Consider the following 18,022-nt stretch of genomic DNA (forward strand, 5'->3'; position numbering starts at 1 on the left):
TCGCCGCACCGGCCGAAAGCCCAAGTACGTCCAGTACGAGGACTTCCGGCCGGCACGCCGAGAGCACGCACCGGACGCCGCTCCTTGACGGGCAAACGTTGCCTGCCGCGGCACTAGTAGACTGTCGCAGCTAATTCCTGGGATAGAGGTGGCGCAGTTTGATGCGTGCGTCGTGGGTGGTGAACTGCCAGTCCACCTGACGTTGGTCGGTGTTGGTGGCGTTCTGCCAGGCTGAGAGTTCGGTGTTGAGGGTGTCGAGGTCGCCGATCCGGCGGTCGAGACATTGCCTGGTCAGCGCGGAGAGTTCGATCTCGGCGATGTTGAGCCATGACCCGTGCTTGGGCGTGTGGTGGATCTCGAGGCGCTGAGCCAGGGCGAAGGCCTCTTCTGGTTCGAATGCCTCGTACAGTGAGGCGATGCCGTGGGTGTTGAGGTTGTCCATCACCAGCACAACCGTCTCGGCATCGGGGTAGTCCACGCTCAGCAGCTGCCTGACCTGGCCGGCCCAGTCGATCCGGGTCCTCTGGGACAGTGCCTGAACTCGACGCCACCCGCGCAGGGGTTCGACCCATACGAAGATCGAGCACGTGCCGCAGCGGATGTACTCGCTGTCCTGGCAGGCGTCGTGACCTGGGCGGGCCGGGAGCGGGTCGCGGACATGGCCGAGGAGCTGGTAGGGCTTCTCGTCCATGCACACGACCGGACGTGCCGGGTCATAGGGCCGGGCATAGACGGCCAGTACGTCTTCCATCCGGGCCGCGAACTCCGCGTTCGCCCGTGGTGGGATGGTCCAGCACTTCTTCAGGTGAGGACGCAGTTCCGTTTTTAAGACCCGGCCGATGGTGGAATGGTCCAGATCGGGGATGTCCTCGACCAGTGCGACGTGCTTCTCCAGCAGCCGCAGCGACCACCGGGTATAGCCCTGGGGTGGCTGTGAGCACGCCATCGCGATCAGCCGGGCTTCGACCTCACCGGTCACCGGTGAGGGCACCGGCGGGAGGTCGCGCTTCTTCCGCGCGATGGTGGCGTGAACATCGCCACCGGTTTCGGTGAAACGCTTGGCGACCAGCCGCAACGTCTCACCGGAGACGCCGAGCCGGGCCGCGATCACCTCCTGCGAGCCGATCCCGCCTGCAGAGGTGTCGAGTGCGAGCAGCACCCTCGCCCGCCTGATTACCGAGGCCGGATGAACCCCCGTCGTGGTCACCCGGACCAACTCCTCGCGGTCCTGCGCGGTCAGCACCACCGGCCTCTTCTTCTGCGAACCCATCGCACCAGTCCTGTCCGGCAGAGCGGGAGAGGAATCTGCCAGACGCAAGCCTCTCAATCAAACAGCCCATACCTAAGCAGCGACACGCTACTAGCCCGTTCAGACGTCACCCGATCGTGCACCAGACCCGTTGTTCCGTCGCGGCGAAAGTTGAGCATTCTCACCGAAAGCTAGTCGGTGAGCTTCCTCCTCAACGAAGTTGAGCGGGCTGGTCAGAGCAGGGCCAAGGAGGCAGGCGAGACTCGGCATCAGTCATGGCCCGCGCCGTTGAATGGCTCCTCGCCACCGCCGGAAAAAGGACTGAGCTAGCCAAGCGTGTCGGCTGGGCTGCCGACCTGGTGTCCCGCCTGGCGGGGGTCACCGACCACGAGGAGCAGCATTGGGCGCGGGGTTCCACCTGCACGCTCACGCCAGCCCTCCACGGTGGGCAGATCCCCCGTCAGATACCACGTCTGCCATGGGATCGCTCAGCTGATCGGAGACGCTTCGGCCACCGAGGTACGCGGTGCCCGCCGACGGCTAATCGTTGCTTCCGAAGAATGACCCCCGCACATGGCTCCATGCCGAAGGACCGAACGTGGCCTCGGGTACTGCCGAAGAGTCCGGAAAGGTCCGCCAGACCATCAAGGCACCACTGGGCAGAACCTCATACTTGTACACCGCGGCGCCAGGCTCGTCTTCATACGGCATAGCCAGGGCTTCCCGGTCTTCACGGCGATCGACGTCCGCGATCGCCTCCGGCAACAGAATGACGTAAACGCTCATTCCTCGACGGTATGGCGGGCCAGCAGGTTCCGCCTGCCAATTGGTGGTGGACAGCTATCTCGAAGGTCGGTCTCCACGGACTCGGCGGTGGCGCCACGGGCGGTGGATCAGGGTGGGCTTCCTCCTTCGCGAAATGCGCCCGCTGCCGGCCTGGAGACTGGTGTGATGACCGGGTCGGTGATGCCGCCGGGGCAGTTGCCGCGTGTGGTGTCCCAGCCCGCGAGTCGGGCACCCGCGTGATAGGCGCTGTCCAGGAAGGAGCGGACGGTATCGCGAGGTGAAGAACTCGTGCGTGCGACCTCGTAGTCCAGGACCGCCAGGTGGCTGCCCCTGCTCGGCAGCCAATGCGCGGACGCGGGCACGAGTGGTTGTTCGGCCAGATCAGGGGGTTCAGGGGCGGTGTAGGAGTAGAACGCGGGCGTGGGAAAGTCCGGACTGCCGAACCAGAAGCCGGCGCTGATCACCTCCCGGGAGTACGCCTCTCGCGTCACGGGATCGACCGAGGCGGGCTGCTCGATGACGCGTTCGGAGAAACGGGTCACCGCGATGTCAAAGGTGTGCCAGAAGTGGTGCACCGGACTGGTCTTGCCGGACCACTGTGCCGCATAGTCCTCCAGCACGAGGTTGACCTGGGAAAGGATCTGCCAGTAGCGGGTCACCTGCGCCGGGTCATAGGTGCGGTGTTCGTGGTCCTCGGAAAAGGGGCGCGCCGTGTCCGGCAGGTCGTAGGGTCGAGGCCGGGCGACCTGCGCGCTGACTCCGAGTTCCGCCAGAGCCGAGTGCAGCTTCTGATAAAAGTCGGCGACCGACAGCCCCGGCAGTACGAACCAGACCTCGCCGCCCTGGCCGGTGGTGACGACGAGGCGGTGGTCGACGAAGTCGAAGTCGATGCAGAAGTAGTCGCCCTGATCGGTGAGGCCCATCGGCCGAGTGGTCACGCCCCGCCCGGTCAGATGCGAGGGCACGTTCCACCAGTGATTGCGCCGTGGCGAGGATGCCAGGCGCACTTTGCCGACGATCTGCGCGAACCGGTGCAGCGTCTCCTTGGTCGGGCGCCAGGACTCGTACGCCAAGGGCGGGAACAGTTCCATAAGGGCCTCCCTGTGATGAATGGGTAAACCCCGAATTCACTACCATCATGCGTATCCCCACCCGGAACCCGCGACGTGACAGCGCCGCCGCATCGGCTTCTGAGGGAACTCGGCGGTGGCATCCGGATACGCGGGGAGAGACTATTGGTTCCGTCGGAACCGATCGCAGAGGAGTCGAGGTCCATGCCTGTACGCGTGGCGGTCCTGGGAGCTACCGGCGGTCAGGGTGGTGCAGTGGTGCGGGCGCTGAGGGACGGAGGGCACGAGGTACGCGCGGTGGTCCGCGATCCCTACGGTGCGCGGGCGCGCGCCTTGGGCGCGCACGGCGTGGAGGTGGTGGCTGGTGACCTCGGCGATGCCTCGTCCCTGCGGGCCGCGTTCGCCGAAGTGGACGCAGCGTTCGCGGTCACCACGCCCTTCGAGGAGGGGCCGCAGGCGGAAGTGGAGCAGGGACGAGCCATCGTGGCCGCCGCAGCGCAGGCAGAGTTGCCGCACCTCGTCCTCGCATCGGTTGCCTCGGCCAACCGCTCCACGGGTGTCCCCCACTTCGAAAGCAAGCAGCGGATCGAGGAGATCCTCGCCCAGGAGGACCTTGCTTGGACGGTGATCGCACCCACGTACTTCTTCGACAACCTCCTCGGCGATCTCCAGAGCATTCGCGAAGGGTGGCTGCAGCTTCCGCTTCCGCCGGACCGGCCACTGCAGCAGTTGGCGCGCCAGGACCTCGGGGCGTTGGTGACGGCCGTGGTGGCCGACCGCGAGAGGCACGTCGGCCGCCGTATCGAGGCCGCGTCCGACGCTCCTACCCCTGCGCAGATGGCTGCCGCTCTGCAGAAGGTGTTGCACCGCCCCGTCGAGCCTGTCCAGGTCCCTCTTGCCATGGTCCACGAGAGCAGCGCCGACATGGGCGCCATGTGGGACTTCATCAACCGTGAGGGCTACAACGTGGACATCGGCGCACTGCACCGCTCGTATCCGGACATCGCCTGGACGACCTTCGCCGCCTGGGCGGCGGGCAACCCGGCAATCGGCGCCTATGGATCTGTCCTGTGAACAGTCCGCTTCGATGCCTGTTCCCGCGACGGGCCCACGCACGGATGGCGACGGCACGCGGGTGCGCCTAGCCTGAGGGCTGCCGACACACCCCGAACTTCCGGAGGCGGATATGGATGATCTCCGCTATAAAATGATCATGGCATTGACCGCCGCGGACTTCGGCAACCCCCTCTGCGAGCAGGCGGCCGACATCTGCGCCGAGATCGCCGACCAGCACTGTGCACAACTGCACGTCGCCGACCGGGTGTCGCCCGACGCTGTGCCCGCGGTGACGGTTCCGCCCGGCGCACGGGGGCGGCTGTGAGCGCGGCGGTACACCGGGAGTGGAAAGGACTCATGCGATGACCGCCGCTCTGCAGCCGACGGTGGACATCCGCCGCAGCCAGGAACGGTACAAGACGGAGCTGTCCTGGCTTGATTCCAAGCACTCCTTCTCCTTCTCGCACCACTACGACCCTCAGAACACCCACCATGGACTGCTGCTGGTCAACAACGACGACATCGTCACCGCCGGCACCGGCTTCGAAACGCATCCACACCAGGACATGGAGATCGTCACGTGGGTGCTGCAGGGATCACTGGTCCACCAGGACTCCACCGGCCACACCGGGCTGATCTACCCCGGACTCGCCCAGCGCATGAGCGCTGGGACCGGCATCCTGCACTCGGAGAAGAACGACTCCTGGCGACTTGAGGGCGCCAGCACCCACACCGACCCTGTGCACTTCGTGCAGATGTGGGTCGTTCCCGACGAGGAGGGCATCACTCCCGGCTACGAACAGTTGGAGATCGACGATGCTCTGTTGCACGGCGGCGGCCTGGTCACCGTGGCCTCGGGCATGGACCGGCATGCCGACGCCGCGGCGATCCGCATCAAGAACAAGTACGCCGGACTGCACGCGGCACGAATGAACACGGGCGACTCGGTGATCCTTCCAGATGCCCCGTTCCTGCACCTCTTCGTGCCCCGTGGCACTGTCATGCTGGAAGCATCCGGAAAACTCGAAGCCGGGGATTCCGTGCGCTTCACCGCGACCGGAGGCCAGCGGATCACCGCCGACGAACCCGCCGAAATCCTCGTCTGGGAAATGCACGCCACTGTCAAAGGCTGGTAAGAGGTCGCCCCTGCTCCGGACACGTCCTGCTTACCGGCGGGTGGCTTGCGGTCGGCTCGTCTGATCAGGTTCAGGCGAAGTCCACCAACTGAGACATCCTTCGCCACAGTTGTTGTGACCACGCTTTTGTGTGAAGCGGCCAACCTTCGGCGGGGAAACGTACGGGTGACGGTCTGCCGCACGCGCGGCGCAGCGGACGCAAGACAGGTTTACAACGGCTAACACAATGAAGTCGTCTGTCAGCCCATGCAGGCGATGCAGCGCGTGAGGTCCTCTGAAAGGAAGATGACGAAGCGTCGCTGTGGGCTGGTCTTCTCCGCCTCGATGAACGCGTACGTATCGTTCACCGATCGCTCTCTTTCGCGAAGAAGACCGCGGCTTTTCGCAGGACCTCGATCGTCTTTGCCTGCTCGGCGTTCTGCCTGCGCAGCCGCCTGAGCTCCTCGCGCTCCTGCGTGGTGAGCTCGCCAGGGCGGCCCTCGCCCAGGTCTGCCTTGGCCTGGCGGTACCAGCCGCGCAGGGACTCGGAGCTGATGCCGAGCTCCCGGGCGATGGCGGTGACCGTCTTGCCCGAGGAGTCGACGAGCGCGATCGCGTACCGCTTGAACTCCTCTGTGTACCGCTTCGTGTACTTGCTTCCCACCTGGTGCTACTTCCTCTGGAACCTTAGGTCCCAGTCTCCAGGTGTCCACGATCAAGGGGAAGCTTCACCCGCTGGTCTGCATCGCAGCTGGTCAGGGCTTCCAGGGCTGAGAACATGTCCTTCATGCTGCCACCTCCGACCGCTCCACCGGTGTCCCGCGACAGAAAGGAAACCCGTCGCGGCCGCAGTGGGTCGTCCGGGATGCTCAGCACATGCGCGTGAACTTCGACGGGAACACCCCAGTGCCACGAATGCTGCTGCTCAGCGGGTTCCTGCTCTGCCCCGACTTCCAGGTCGAACTGGACGGGCCGGTCTTCGTTGCGGCGGGCGACCGTATCTCGTACGAGGACGGCGACGTCGTGGTGATTCGCACGACCGGTGAGCGACGCACGCACCCAGCCCGCAACAGCTACTGGATCTGCCGCTGACACTCCGGCGGTCGAGATCATCTGCCACAGGACGACCAGGCTGCCGCTCTCGGGGCGCTCGGTCGGCGGGCACATCGGAATGATGCATTCCCGACTCAGGAATCCCCGGACAGTTCCACATCCGCACTACGGCACAAAGACCGCCTACACCAAAGACGGCACCGAAACGAAACTGAGGAACGCCGTCTGCAACGGCACCATCACCCTGTCCGTCGCCCGCAGCGCCATCAAAAACAACTGGACCACCGCACTCCAGGTCACCGGCATCGGCTGACCCCCAGCGAGACCGTAGGCCACGCCGCGTCATGGGATCCAGAGGGAACCGGCCGCGCCCATGCGGCGCGGGAGCCCCGCAGCTCAGTCCCACAAGCGCGGCGCGAACGGCCAGGGTCTGCAGGAGGCCGCGCCCATCCACGTCACCCTCACCCGCTGACCCCCGTACCACCCCGCGCGGCCCCTCCGGCCGCCGACGGATTGTTCGAGGCCCGTGCCGAGCTGTACACAACGCCGTACTCACGGCCGAAACGGTTCGCTTCCGCCGCGGAGCCCGTCATCCGGTGCAGCCACAACCCGTACGCCACCGAAACCATCTGCTCCTGTGTCAGATACAGCCGCCACCGCTTGATCCCGTGATCACACGAAGCCATACGGACCTGCTCCCCCAGCCCATCGGCCGGCGGCACCCGGAGCTGGCCGGTGAGGCCAACAAACACCCGCAGCGCCGCCATCTGCGACGGGATCAGCTCCACCACCTGCCGGTCCGAGGCCGCCTCACCGGGAGAAGGCTCGACCCGGGGCCGGGACTGGCCGTAGACGAGGGTGTCGTGGCCGTACGGCGTCAAACGGGCCGCCCACCGCACGGGCCGACCCTCCACAACCGACAGCTCCGCGCGGTCCTCCCGCCCGGCAAGCTCCACCAGACCCTGATTCTCCAGCACGTTCACCTGCTGCTGATGCGGCGGAAGGAGCTCCGTGTCCAGCGTCCAGCCGTGCCCGGCCGCGCTCATACAGCGCCTCCGGGACGAACAGTGCTCTCTCCCAGTTCCTCATCCCACTCCCCCGTCATGTCCCGTGTGTCTGGATGACCAACCCCGACCTTGCCATCGAGACACGGGCCTACTACGAGTACGGAGGCCGCTACGGCTACGCCGAGGCTTGTTGAAGCGCTGAGGAGGTAGGGACCGCGGCGCTGCGACGGGCAGCGAGTCAGCCGCCACCCTGTACACCAACCAACACCTCTTCCAGCGGAACCAGCGTCAGGCGTTCAGCCCCAGGCGCCTTCGTTCCTCTCGTCGCGACCATCGTCCGGAAGGCCCACGTAGACACGCAGAGCCGCCCGTGTGTCGGGCAATTGCCGGTTTCGGAGGCTTTCTTCGAACGTCTTCTCATACCCGCCCCAGGGGCCGGCCGTCACCAATGCCTGGAGGAGGCGTTGTTGCCCCTCGGTGAGTTCGGAGAACGGGGGAAGGTCGTCGTGGAAGGGCTCGGCAAAGGACACAGCCAGTGCCCTCTTCGCTGTCCACCCCGTGTGGTGGCTGGGCATCGCTGGCAGGCAGTCCGCCACGCCGTGGAGCACGGATTCCCGGTCGTGGTTGGCGAGCGACAGAAGAGAGCGACTGATGTAGCCGGGGATGTCGCCTTCGTTGTAGCCGATGTCCGGCTTCGGGGTGTCGGCCGCCGCCGCGGCGAGTTCGGTGATCACGTGTTCGGTCAGGTCGGTGCCGAGCCCGGTGGCGTCCTCGGCGCTGCCGATCCGGGCGAGCGCGGTCGCTGCCGCCCAGCGGATCAAGGGCTCCGTGGCGTCCAGGTGAGGGCCGAGCTGTGACGTGAGAGTGATGTCGCCGAGCAGGCCGACGGCCACGAGGGCGGTGGCCGTCACCGTCACCGAGTCCTTGACCTGCACGCGGTCGAGGAGAAGGGGCAGGATGGCGGCCGCCTCTTCGGGGAACCAGGCCGACAGGTAGGCGGTCTTGGTCCGGATGGCGGGGTCGGGATCGTCGAGGAGTGCGAGCAGGCTGGGCAGTTCGGCGCGGACCGCGTCGTAGGAGAGCAGGGCGCTTGCCCGGGAGTCCATCAGTCGCCCGGCGGCCCACTCCGCTCGGGTCTCCTTGATCTCGTTGCGTTCCTCCTCGTCCGGCTCGGCGGCTATTCGCTCGTCGTACCAGGCCAGTGCCTCATCCATGCTCAGTTTGGCGGCCGCCGCGCGCCAGGCCTTGATGTCGATGCCTTGGGGGAGGTCGTATTCGTCGTGCCAGTCGATCGCGAGCACGGTCAGCAGCGACAGCACCCCCTCGCGGACTGAGCGGGGGCCGCCCAGGGCGATGCGGGCCAGGAAGGGTACCGCGAACGGTGACGCGGAGTATCGGGTGCCCTGGTGAAAGATGTTGCCGAACAAGGACATCAAGGCATCCTCACGGGCAGCCTCGTCGGGACTGCACAATGCGGTGATCTGTCCGGGCACGTCGTGGGCCCTGCCGCACGCGTGGCCCAGTTCCACCCAGTCCACCTCGTTCAGGCCTTCCAGGAGGCCGCGCTCACTGTTGTTCACCGCCTGACTGTCGCACACGCCACCGACAACGAGTCGGGCGAAGACTATGCCTAAGCTCCGTACGTCGGCTGAGACGGTCAGGAGACGACACGGTTGGTAAGACTGAAGCCGCGCGGCACGGCGTGGACAGCTTGAAGAAACACAGGCCACAGCCTCTGTGACCCTACAAAGGTACGAAGCACCTGATCGTTTGGCACGCCCCCGGCAGCGATGAGCGTTCAAGATCCATCGGCGGTGGGGCGGCGCCGGATCCTTTACAAGGCCCTGCTCCGTCCGAATTGCCCGTAAACGATGCGCTCTTGCCTCCGCGGCACCTAAGACGCCGTCTTAGTTGGTGATTCGGCGGTAGCAGATGAGGGCTACGGCGATGCCGACGAACCCAAGGGAGTGGTCTGCCAGACGCTCGTAACGGCGATGCAGACGGCGGAAGCCATTCAGCCAAGCCACGGTCCGTTCGACCACCCAGCGGTGCCGGCCGAGTCGCTCCGAGGACTCGATACCTTTGCGCGCGATACGAGGCGTGATGCTCCGTTCTCGTAGCCATCGCCGCAGGTGGGGGTAGTCGTATCCCTTGTCTCCGTGGAGCTTCGCAGGGCGGCGTCGGCGTGGCCCGCGACGCGAGCGAATCGGTGGGATGCCCCGGACGAGCGGCTCAAGTCCTTGACTGTAATGGGTATTCGCACCGGAGATGCCGACGGAGACAGGCAGGCCACTGCGGTCGGTGAGCAGGTGAATTTTGGATCCCTTCTTGCCTCGATCGGTCGGATTCGGTCCTGTCAGAGCCCCCCTTTTAGAGCCCGGAGACTGACTGAGTCGATGGCGCACCGGGACCAGTCGAGCATGCCGTTGGAACCGAGCTCATCAAGGATCACGCGATGGAGCTTGGCCCAGACGCGGGCTTCGGTCCAGTGAGCGAATCGGCGATGGACGGTCTGCCAGGACGCCCCGAACACTGGTGGAAGCTGCCGCCACGTGCAGCCGATGGTTCCGTACAGCTGTGGGACGCACAGACCGCGTATCCCGGCCGTAGCCTGCCCGGGCACACTGGAGCGGTGCTCGCGATGGCCTTCAGCCCGGACGGCCGCACGCTCGCCACCGCCGGCGAGGACCGCACGACACGACTGTGGGACCCGGCCACCGGCCGCAACCGCGGCAGCCTGCCCGGACACACCGCCCCCGTACTCGCGATGGCCTTCAGCCCGGACGGCCGCACTCTCACCACCGCCGGCGAGGACAGCACCATCCGGGTGTGGAACGCGGCCCTGCCCACACCGACCGCGGCAATCAACACAGTCTGCCGGGCCGTCCACCGCGACCTCACCCCGCAGGAACGCTCGACGTACCCGCCGGACCAGCCGGCACACGCCACGTGCCCAAATCGAATCCCGTAATCAGCCGCTCAAAGCCTTGGAATTCAAGCGGCACCATGAATCGGTCCCAGTCGTGCCTCAGCCGCCACATGTGGTGCTCGGGTAGCACCGTGCCGCGAAGGTAGACGAGCGCAGCAGAACGCCAGCGGATCTGATCACACAGATCACTGTCCATGTGCAGCTCACGACCCTCGTGGAGAAGGTCCCGCAAGGTGGTCACCTGCTCCTCACTGAGCTCCATACTCCGCACAACGATTGGTCAGCCCAGAGTGCACCGCAGTTCAGCCAGCTGCCGGAGCGGGACCACCATGACGAGTGCGACAAGATGCTGTACGAGGGCGGCACCTGCACCTGCACCTGCGACCTCATCGAGCAGTACGGACCGCCCTCCACACGGGACGACTACTGAGACGGTCCCCGACCGCTCCCGACCGACAGCATGAGACCCCGGGCCTCGAAAGGCCCGGGGTCCGGCGCAGCGGGGTGGCTACCGCAGTGAATGCCGGAAGCCTTCGAGCCGATCAATCAGGATCTCCCCTTCGGAGCTCAGGACGTGAGGCTCGTGCGCTCCCATGTCGGCCAGCAGGTCGGAGACGAGTGCGCAGGCCACGACGACGGCCTCTCGCTGCGAGATCGCCGGTGGTCTGCCCAGGAACTGCTGGGAACGGCATCGCGGGGCCGTGGTGGAAGGCGTGCTCCGCCACGATCAGGTGCACCAGCTTGTCGCTGTCGTCGAAGCGGTGGAGTGCTGCGGACAGCACCAGGTCGCCTGCCGATCCGGTCTCCGCCGCCCAGGCCGCGGCAGCCTGTACCAGCGCCACGCGGTCGAGTCCGAGTCCGCGCTGGAACAGCCCGCGTGGCCACGAAAGATCAGACGACGGATGCACCCCACTCGCCGGAATCGCATCCTTCCCGGTGATGGCCCGATCCCAACCATCCGAGAGGACATCCATGTCGCCCAGCCCGTCCCGAGGCGCGCGCCGAACTGTTCCCGGTCTCGCCACCGCACTGCTGGCCGTCGCCGGTCCCCTGGCGGCCCCGGCCTCACCCGCGGCCGCCGCGGGTGAGGCCGGGGCGGCCGCCGCGGGAACCGGGCAGGTCAGTACGGTCACCTATACGGCGGCGGAGCGGACCGCCGCCCTCTCGTACTGGACACCCGCGCGTATGAAGCAGGTCAGCCGCGCCGTCGACCTGGGGCCGACCGGACCGCTCAGCAAGCCCTGGACCGGCAAGGGCATCCCCAGCATCGGCCGGCTCTTCTTCGCCGACTCGCGGGGGCAGGACACCTGGTGCACGGCCAGCGCCGTCACCAGCGGCAACCACTCAGTGATCATGACCGCCGCTCACTGTGCGCGCCTCGGCTCCTCGCCCGTCAACACCTACAGCGACATCGTCTTCGTCCCCGGTTACGCCAAGGGCAAGACGCCGTACGGCCGCTACGCCGTCAAGGCGACCGTGACACCGCGCTCCTGGGCCGAGGACACCGTCAACGACGTAGCGGCGATGGTCGTCGCCACCCCCGCGTACGGGAAGCAACTCACCGACGCGGTGGGGGCACAGAAGATCGCGTTCGGCCGTGCGGCCGGTGAGCGGGTCGCCGCCTTCGGCTATCCGGCGACCGATCCCCAGCGGGGTGAGGAGCTGCTGTACTGCGCCGGTACCTCCCAGCGCGCCCCCGAGGGCGAGCAGCGCGTCCCGTGCGACCTCGGCGGCGGCGCGAGCGGCGGTCCCTGGCTCGCCGGCTTCAACTCCGCCACCGGCAAGGGCACCGTGGTGTCGGTCAACAGCCACGGCGCGGGCGATGGCGGCACCCCGATGTACGGGCCGACGCTCGACAAGACCGCGCGGGCCGTCTACGACACCGCCCAGCGCGGCTGAGTACCTGTGTCCAACGTCCAGCTCGCTGCGCAGTGCGGTCAGCGCAGCCAGCACCGCGTCGGGGGCCCGGGGTACCGTGGTGCCCGCTGAAGGGGCGCGCGACACGGTCGTGTCCGCCACGGACTCCGGGAAGACGATCACCACCGCTGCGGCCGCGGAGTGCTTGCGGGGCTGATCGTTCCTTGTCATGGTCCCTGCCCTCGATCCGCTCGTGCAGACCGCCCAGGCATGGCGGCGGGTCGGCCACCACACGCCCATGGTCGCCCTGTGTCCACTGGGGAAGGACGCCGTCCTCGAGCAGTTGGGTGTGCGGACCACCACCAACGCGATCCAGCTCGCGCTGCGGCCGGGCCCGGGCTGATCGCCGGGTCCGCCACGTACGCCTCCCTTGTGAACCGCGGCCGCTATGCCGCAGCCGGCATGCCTTCCGATCCGAAAACGTCGTCGAAGCGGTGCGCTCGCTCCGTGCATACGAGATGGAAGGACCCGCTGCGGTGGCGCAGAGCGTGTGCGGTGTAGTGGACAACTTCGGCTGGTGTGAGAACTTTCAGGTCACCGAAGACGTAGTACAGCGGGGTCGGGGGCAGTTCAGCCGCTCAAGGGCGACGGATCCTGGCTGTCGTCGAGCACAGCCGCAAGATCCTCAAGGATCCCGACGAACTCCTCGGCTGGAACCTCCGCCACGAAGACCTTGCCCGCATGGTCTGGATGCCTGACTAGGTGTTCCTCGCGCCAGAACTGAAGAGTGAGCACCAAGCGGGCCGCGTCGCGGAAAAGATGAACGGTCACGTTGTCGGTGGTGGGTCCCCAGCTCAAGACCCGGAACTGGCTGCGGAACCGGTACTCCTCCTCGGTCTCGTTGTCAGCGCCGGCACGGTGCATGAGACGCCGGTGGGTGGCTTCCGGGGACAGACCGTCGAACGGCAACGCAGAGCAGGCTCCGGAGCGCAGCCACACCACCGTGTCCACCACGTAGGAGCGGAACTGCCCGACGAACGCCATGTTGTCGTCACACGTCAGCCATTGCCCCGCGGCCCACAGGTCTACCCGGCGCAGTGAGTGCTCCCACTCACCCACCTCAGCGGCGAACCGGTTCTCGTCTCCCAGAAGTACGCTCACGTCGGGACCCTGACAGGCTCCGCGATCATCCGCAAGCAAGCCGATGTCGTGCGCTTCCCTTCAAAGGAACCGCACCCAAATCCGTTTCGCGGGTTGCTGGGGTGCCTCTACTGTGGCGCGGTGATGACTGAGGTGATCGTTCTCAACGGTGGTTCCAGCTCGGGGAAGTCCGGGATCGTCCGGTGTCTGCAGGCGGTCCTGCCGGATCCGTGGCTGGCTCTCGGGACCGACACGCTGGTTGACGCGATGCCCGCGTCCATGCAGGCGTCGGATGCGGGGATCGAGTTCGCTCCGGACGGAGAGGTGATCGTCGGGCCGGAGTTCCGGACGCTGGAAGCGGCATGGATCGAGGGGGTCGCCGCGATGGCCCGTGCGGGCGCCCGGGTCATCGTCGATGAGGTCTTCCTCGGCGGAGCGGACTCGCAGCAGCGGTGGCAGAAGGCTTTGCGCGACGTGCGGGTGCTGTGGGTCGGCGTCCGGTGTGACAGTGCGGTTGCCGCAGGCCGTGAGGTCGCACGAGGCGATCGGGTCATCGGGATGGCCGCGTCCCAGGCGGATGTGGTCCACCAGGGCGTGGTCTATGACCTCGAGGTGGACACCACGCATGCCGAGTCGATGGAGTGCGCACGGGCCATCACCGCACATGTCAGGTGATCGACAGCGCGGCTGTCTGCCGCTATGACCGGGCGCCGTGACGATCAGGCCGCTATTGCCAGGGGCCGTCCTCCCCAGCGGAGGTGGATTCGAGGGATCGTTGCAACACGCGGTGTGTTGATCAAGCGCGAGCAGTGTAGGCAGGGGCTCGGCGGGGAGTTCCAGTCGAGCCGCTCTTGCAGTTTCGGCGCCGTGGTGGTGATGCGTCCTGGCGACGACCAGGGCTTCGGGGTAGTCGTGTGGCAACGACCGGTTGAGCAATCATCAGAAGTCACCATCTGGCCGCACTACTTGTCCCTGCGTGACCAAGCCAGAATGAAGCCTCATGAACGACGGATCGATTTGGCCCGTGGACAAACTCACTGCGCTCCGTCTCGGCAGGAGGCTGGTTGCGGAAGTCCCAGCATCCAGGCCAGGCCATCGGGCATTTGTGGACGTCCGCCCCGAGAAGAGCGATCCCGATGCCCAAGCGCAGGGCGAGGGATGGGTTCGCAGCGACGCTGAGCGCGGCTTTCATCTTGAGCACTGGGAGTACGACTGCGAACGCATCGACGGCTTCGACTACGACATCGGAGCATTCCTCGTCAGGTCCGCTGGCGCCACGGACGAGTCCGAGTTGATCGCTGTGTTGAACGCATGGGGCGTCCGGCCTGGCCTCTTCGTCTATCCCTGGGAGAGTGAGGACCCCAAGTAGTTCGACGGAGAAGCGGTCAGCTCGTGCAGTCGATCAGCTGGCGTTGCCCAGCCGAGCGTTTTGCGAGGGCGCCTGTTCAACTCGGCTGCTACCGCATCAAGGTGCTCACGAGGGTGGACCGAAAGGTCGGTGCCCTTGGGAAAGTACTGCCGCAGCAGGCCGTTGGTGTTTTCGTTCGATCCGCGCTGCCACGGGCTGCCGGGGTCGCAGAAGTAGACCGCGCAGCGGGCTGAGCACGCCTCCAACGCAATGGGCAACTTCACGTTCGAAGTGATGCTGCGCTACCGGAGGTTGGAGAAGCCGCCTCGCGCGGAGGGTAGGCCGCGTCATGACGCGTAGCACGTTCATGACACGCGGGGATCGTGTCGACGGTATCGAGTACGCCCGGCGGGTCAATGCTGCCGTGGACCTCCTCGCGGCGGAGGCGCTGACGCGAGAGGCCGCAAAGGGCAGGATGCGACATGGTCGCGCGGGGCAACCAGCGTGCCGACCACACCGAAGAACGCTCCTACGGCTCCGCCCAGACCGGCGGCCACGACGCCGCCGACTTCGCCCGCTCGTCGATGCAGCAGGCGCAGACGTCACCGCCGCCGTACATCAATGGCTTGTGGAGACCGGACGCATCCGCCCTGACGCCCACATCATCCATCTGGAAGTACGGACCTGGCGCCCGCGCTGAGTGTCCCACCATTCCGCGCTGTTTCGGAGGCCCCGTGAAAACACTGCGCCGGAGTGGTCGCTGCTTCAGGGGTGCTGGATCGCGGTCGGTGGCCAGGCGGGGGAGGTGTAGGGGCGGTGGAACGTGTGGTGTCCCGGGCCAATCTCGAACGGGGCGGTGCCGTCCGGCAGCTGGACCTCTGCGCGGGTGTTCGGGGGTACCACCGCCTCGACGACGAGGGTGTCCCCCTCGATGCGCCAGCGCGCCTCGGCCCTGCCGTACGGGGTGTCGTGGGCCGTCTTCGCCCATGTCAGGTCGCCACCCGGGACCGGGGCGATGCGCAGCCGTCGCCAGCCGGGTTCGGCGGCGGCGAGACCGGCGACCGTACGGTGCAGCCAGTCAGCGACGGCGCCAAGCGCGTAGTGGTTGAACGAGGTCATCTCGCCGGGGTTGACAGTGCCGTCGGGCAGCATCGAGTCCCAGCGCTCCCAGATGGTGGTGGCGCCCATGGTCACCGGGTACAGCCACGACGGGCAGCCCTTCTCCAGGAGCATGCGGTAGGCGAGCTGCGGTTCGCCGGCCGCGCACAGGGCGTCGCAGATCAGCGGCGTGCCCGTGAAACCGGTGGCGATATGGAAGGACGCGCGGCGCACGATGTACGCCAACCGTTCTGCGGCGCCCCGCCGTTGACGTTCCGTCGGCAGGAGCGAGAAGGCGAGTGCCAGTGCGTACGCGGTCTGGGCGTCTGAGGCCAGTCGGCCGTCCGGTGTGACGAAGTGGTCGGCGAATCGCCGGCGTACGGCCTGTGCGTGTGCGCGGAAGCGGGCGGCGTCGTCCTTGCCGTCCGGGAGTCCGGCGCCGGCCAGGAGTTCGGCAGCCTCGGCGAGAACCTCGGCGGAGCGGATGACATACGCGTTGGCGACGAGGTCGCCGTCGGTCCGCGCCTCGCCGGGACGGTCCGGCGGGGCCTGCGGGTCCAGCCAGTCTCCGAGTTGGAGGTCCTGCCGCCACAGCCCCTCGCCCTCGGCGGTGAGCCGGATCGTGGCCTCGCCCCAGGCCCGCATGCTCGGGTACTGGGTGCGCAGCACCTCCAGGTCCCCGAATCGCTGGTACAGGGTCCACGGCAGGAGCACGGCGACATCGCCCCACACCGCCTGGGCCCCCACGCCCTGGAAGGCGGCCGGCAACACATCGGGGACGACGAGGGGCGGCACACCGTCCGGCCGTGCCAGCTGCTCCGCGGACAGGTCGCGCAGCCAGCCGGCCAGCATGCCGGAGCAGTCGTAGAGGAAGGACGCGGTGGGCGCGAAGACCTGGATGTCGCCGGTCCAGCCCATGCGTTCGTCGCGCTGGGGGCAGTCCGTGGGGACATCGAGGAAGTTGCCACGCATGCCCTGCACGACGTTCTCGTGCAGCCGGTTCACCAGGGGGTCGGAGCTCTCGAACCACCCGATGCGGGCCATGTCCGTGTGGAGCACGACCGCCTCGATGTCGGCGGGGTCGAGCGGTCCGGGCCAGTTCCCGATCTCGGCGTATCGGAAGCCGTGGAAGGTGAAGTGCGGTTCGTATGTCTCCACGCCTTCGCCGCGCAGGACGTAGCTGTCCGTGGCGGCGGCGATCCGCAGCGGGCGGGTGCTCAGTTCTCCGTCCTCCAGTACCTCCGCGTGGCGCAGGGTGACCTCGTGGCCGGCGGCGCCCGAGACGCGGATGCGCAGCCGGCCGACCAGGTTCTGTCCGAAGTCCAGGACGGTCTTCCCGGACGGCGTCGTGATGACCGCGACCGGGGCGACGGTCTGGGTGCGTCGGACAGGAGGACCGGTCGGTGCCACCAACTTCGCTCGTGGCAGCGGGAGTTCGCGGACGGGTGCCCAGTCGGACGGGTCGTGTCCCGACGCGGACCAGCCCGGCCGCTCGTGCCGCGCGTCGTAGGCCTCGCCGTCGTAGATCTCCGAACGCAGCACGGGGCCGACCGCCGTGCGCCACTGTGCGTCGGTGCCGACGGTCTGAGCCGTGCCGTCGGCGTACACGACCTCCAACTGGGCGAGGAGCGCGCGGTGGTCACCGTAGATGTTGCGTCTGCCGCCGTGGAAGCCGAGACGCCCGGTGTACCAGCCCTCGCCGAGCAGTGCTCCGATGGTGTTCTCGCCGGTCCGCAGCAGTGCGGTGACGTCGAAGGTCTGGTAGCGCAGCCGGTGCGGGTAGGAGGTCCAGCCGGGGGCCAGGACGTGATCGCCGACGGGCTCGCCGTTGATCTCGGCCGCGTAGACGCCGTAGGCGGTGATGTGGAGCCGCGCCGAGGCGACGGAGCCGGTGAGCGCGAAGTCGCGGCGGAGTAGTGCGACGGGCAGCGGCTCTCCGGCGGGGGCGCTGTCCGGGGTGACGGGCCGGGCCGTCCAATCGGTCGGCTCCAGGAGTCCGGTCTCGGTGTACGCGGTCCCCGACCAGGGTGACGGCTCGTTCTCCCCCTCGCCCCAGACGCGTACGCGTACGCCGACGCGTTCCCGGGAGCCGAGCCGCGGCCCCGGCCAGGGGACGAGGACGGACTCGGCGGACTCCACGCGTCCGGTGTCGGCGACGACCGTGCCGTCGGCGGCGGTGATCTCCACCTGGTGGGCGGCCTGCCGCCAGTCCGCGGCGTCGGTGACCGTGCGCCAGCTCAGACGAGGAGCGGACTCGCCGATGCCCAGGGGCTCGCGGTGGTGCTCGAAGACGGGCGGCGTGATGTGCACGGGA

At 67.4% G+C, this 18,022-nt stretch carries 18 protein-coding genes and 3 pseudogenes; 11 read left to right on the plus strand and 10 right to left on the minus strand.

The annotated features are described in order from the left end of the window. Window positions 1–130: 130 nt before the first annotated feature. The 3 genes from OG568_RS55475 to OG568_RS55485 form a co-directional block, all read right to left on the minus strand. Window positions 131–1,270 carry an IS630 family transposase gene (locus OG568_RS55475; RefSeq protein WP_329531258.1) on the minus strand — a complete coding sequence of 380 codons (1,140 nt, stop codon included), beginning with the start codon at window positions 1,268–1,270 and terminating at the stop codon, window positions 131–133. 519 nt (window positions 1,271–1,789) lie between these two features. Further along, on the minus strand, window positions 1,790–2,035 hold the full coding sequence (locus OG568_RS55480) for a hypothetical protein (protein WP_266435830.1): 246 nt from the start codon (window positions 2,033–2,035) through the stop codon (window positions 1,790–1,792). A 107-nt stretch (window positions 2,036–2,142) separates the two neighbouring features. Then, the gene (locus OG568_RS55485) at window positions 2,143–3,126 is read right to left on the minus strand and encodes a DUF5996 family protein (RefSeq protein WP_266590595.1); all 984 of its coding nucleotides are present in this window, start codon (window positions 3,124–3,126) and stop codon (window positions 2,143–2,145) included. A gap of 183 nt (window positions 3,127–3,309) precedes the next feature. Between OG568_RS55485 and OG568_RS55490 the strand changes: the two genes are divergently transcribed. The 3 genes from OG568_RS55490 to OG568_RS55500 all read left to right on the plus strand — a co-directional run bounded on the left by OG568_RS55490 (window position 3,310) and on the right by OG568_RS55500 (window position 5,297). Continuing rightward, a complete protein-coding gene (locus OG568_RS55490; protein ID WP_329537608.1) occupies window positions 3,310–4,179 on the plus strand; it encodes an NmrA/HSCARG family protein in 870 nt (289 codons plus the stop codon). A gap of 139 nt (window positions 4,180–4,318) precedes the next feature. Further along, entirely contained in the window at window positions 4,319–4,486 is a 168-nt protein-coding gene (locus OG568_RS55495; RefSeq protein WP_177324152.1) for a hypothetical protein, read from the plus strand. Between the two features lie 37 nt (window positions 4,487–4,523). After that, complete coding sequence (locus tag OG568_RS55500; protein WP_329537609.1) at window positions 4,524–5,297, plus strand: pirin family protein; 774 nt, start codon at window positions 4,524–4,526, stop codon at window positions 5,295–5,297. Between the two features lie 343 nt (window positions 5,298–5,640). Here the strand turns inward: OG568_RS55500 and OG568_RS55505 are convergent, their stop codons facing one another. After that, window positions 5,641–5,940: a transposase gene (locus OG568_RS55505; RefSeq protein ID WP_329537610.1), complete on the minus strand. Its 300-nt coding sequence runs from the start codon at window positions 5,938–5,940 to the stop codon at window positions 5,641–5,643. Window positions 5,941–6,152: 212 nt separating this feature from the next. Between OG568_RS55505 and OG568_RS55510 the strand changes: the two genes are divergently transcribed. Continuing rightward, window positions 6,153–6,368: a hypothetical protein gene (locus OG568_RS55510; RefSeq protein ID WP_329537611.1), complete on the plus strand. Its 216-nt coding sequence runs from the start codon at window positions 6,153–6,155 to the stop codon at window positions 6,366–6,368. A gap of 82 nt (window positions 6,369–6,450) precedes the next feature. Beyond that, a complete protein-coding gene (locus OG568_RS55515) occupies window positions 6,451–6,642 on the plus strand; it encodes a hypothetical protein (protein ID WP_329537612.1) in 192 nt (63 codons plus the stop codon). A gap of 148 nt (window positions 6,643–6,790) precedes the next feature. Here the strand turns inward: OG568_RS55515 and OG568_RS55520 are convergent, their stop codons facing one another. The 3 genes and pseudogenes from OG568_RS55520 to OG568_RS55530 all read right to left on the minus strand — a co-directional run. Next, window positions 6,791–7,375, minus strand: coding sequence for a DUF6417 family protein (locus tag OG568_RS55520; RefSeq protein WP_329537613.1), 585 nt, complete (start codon window positions 7,373–7,375; stop codon window positions 6,791–6,793). A 257-nt stretch (window positions 7,376–7,632) separates the two neighbouring features. Beyond that, a complete protein-coding gene (locus OG568_RS55525) occupies window positions 7,633–8,916 on the minus strand; it encodes a HEAT repeat domain-containing protein (protein ID WP_329537615.1) in 1,284 nt (427 codons plus the stop codon). A 327-nt stretch (window positions 8,917–9,243) separates the two neighbouring features. After that, window positions 9,244–9,902: pseudogene (locus OG568_RS55530) on the minus strand (IS5 family transposase); the annotation flags it as partial. Here OG568_RS55530 and OG568_RS55535 point away from each other — a divergent pair. From OG568_RS55535 to OG568_RS55550, 4 genes and pseudogenes are all read left to right on the plus strand, one after another. Then, window positions 9,840–10,307: a WD40 repeat domain-containing protein gene (locus tag OG568_RS55535; RefSeq protein ID WP_443077951.1), complete on the plus strand. Its 468-nt coding sequence runs from the start codon at window positions 9,840–9,842 to the stop codon at window positions 10,305–10,307. The pseudogene OG568_RS55530 and the gene OG568_RS55535 overlap by 63 nt on opposite strands. Before the next feature lie 154 nt (window positions 10,308–10,461). After that, complete coding sequence (locus OG568_RS55540; RefSeq protein ID WP_329537616.1) at window positions 10,462–10,695, plus strand: hypothetical protein; 234 nt, start codon at window positions 10,462–10,464, stop codon at window positions 10,693–10,695. 542 nt (window positions 10,696–11,237) lie between these two features. Next, a complete protein-coding gene (locus tag OG568_RS55545) occupies window positions 11,238–12,164 on the plus strand; it encodes a trypsin-like serine peptidase (protein ID WP_329537617.1) in 927 nt (308 codons plus the stop codon). A 25-nt stretch (window positions 12,165–12,189) separates the two neighbouring features. Beyond that, a pseudogene (locus OG568_RS55550) lies at window positions 12,190–12,563 on the plus strand (hypothetical protein); the annotation flags it as partial. A 189-nt stretch (window positions 12,564–12,752) separates the two neighbouring features. Here OG568_RS55550 and OG568_RS55555 read toward each other — a convergent pair. Then, window positions 12,753–13,322, minus strand: a complete 570-nt coding sequence (locus OG568_RS55555) for a hypothetical protein (protein ID WP_329537618.1) — start codon at window positions 13,320–13,322, stop codon at window positions 12,753–12,755. Window positions 13,323–13,406: 84 nt separating this feature from the next. Here OG568_RS55555 and cpt point away from each other — a divergent pair, with 84 nt between their 5' ends. Both cpt and OG568_RS55565 read left to right on the plus strand, forming a co-directional pair. Beyond that, the gene (gene cpt, locus OG568_RS55560; protein ID WP_329537619.1) at window positions 13,407–13,937 is read left to right on the plus strand and encodes a chloramphenicol phosphotransferase CPT; all 531 of its coding nucleotides are present in this window, start codon (window positions 13,407–13,409) and stop codon (window positions 13,935–13,937) included. A gap of 325 nt (window positions 13,938–14,262) precedes the next feature. Continuing rightward, entirely contained in the window at window positions 14,263–14,631 is a 369-nt protein-coding gene (locus OG568_RS55565) for a hypothetical protein (protein WP_329537620.1), read from the plus strand. On the opposite strand, the pseudogene OG568_RS55570 reads toward OG568_RS55565, so the two are convergent. Together OG568_RS55570 and OG568_RS55575 are read right to left on the minus strand one after the other, a co-directional pair. Then, window positions 14,601–14,849 (minus strand): annotated as a pseudogene (locus OG568_RS55570) (IS30 family transposase); the annotation flags it as partial. The gene OG568_RS55565 and the pseudogene OG568_RS55570 overlap by 31 nt on opposite strands. A 526-nt stretch (window positions 14,850–15,375) precedes the next feature. Next, the gene (locus OG568_RS55575; RefSeq protein ID WP_329537621.1) at window positions 15,376–18,018 is read right to left on the minus strand and encodes a glycoside hydrolase family 78 protein; all 2,643 of its coding nucleotides are present in this window, start codon (window positions 18,016–18,018) and stop codon (window positions 15,376–15,378) included. Between the last annotated feature and the right edge of the window lie 4 nt (window positions 18,019–18,022).

It is taken from the genome of Streptomyces sp. NBC_01450, assembly GCF_036227505.1.
Lineage (GTDB): Bacteria > Actinomycetota > Actinomycetes > Streptomycetales > Streptomycetaceae > Streptomyces.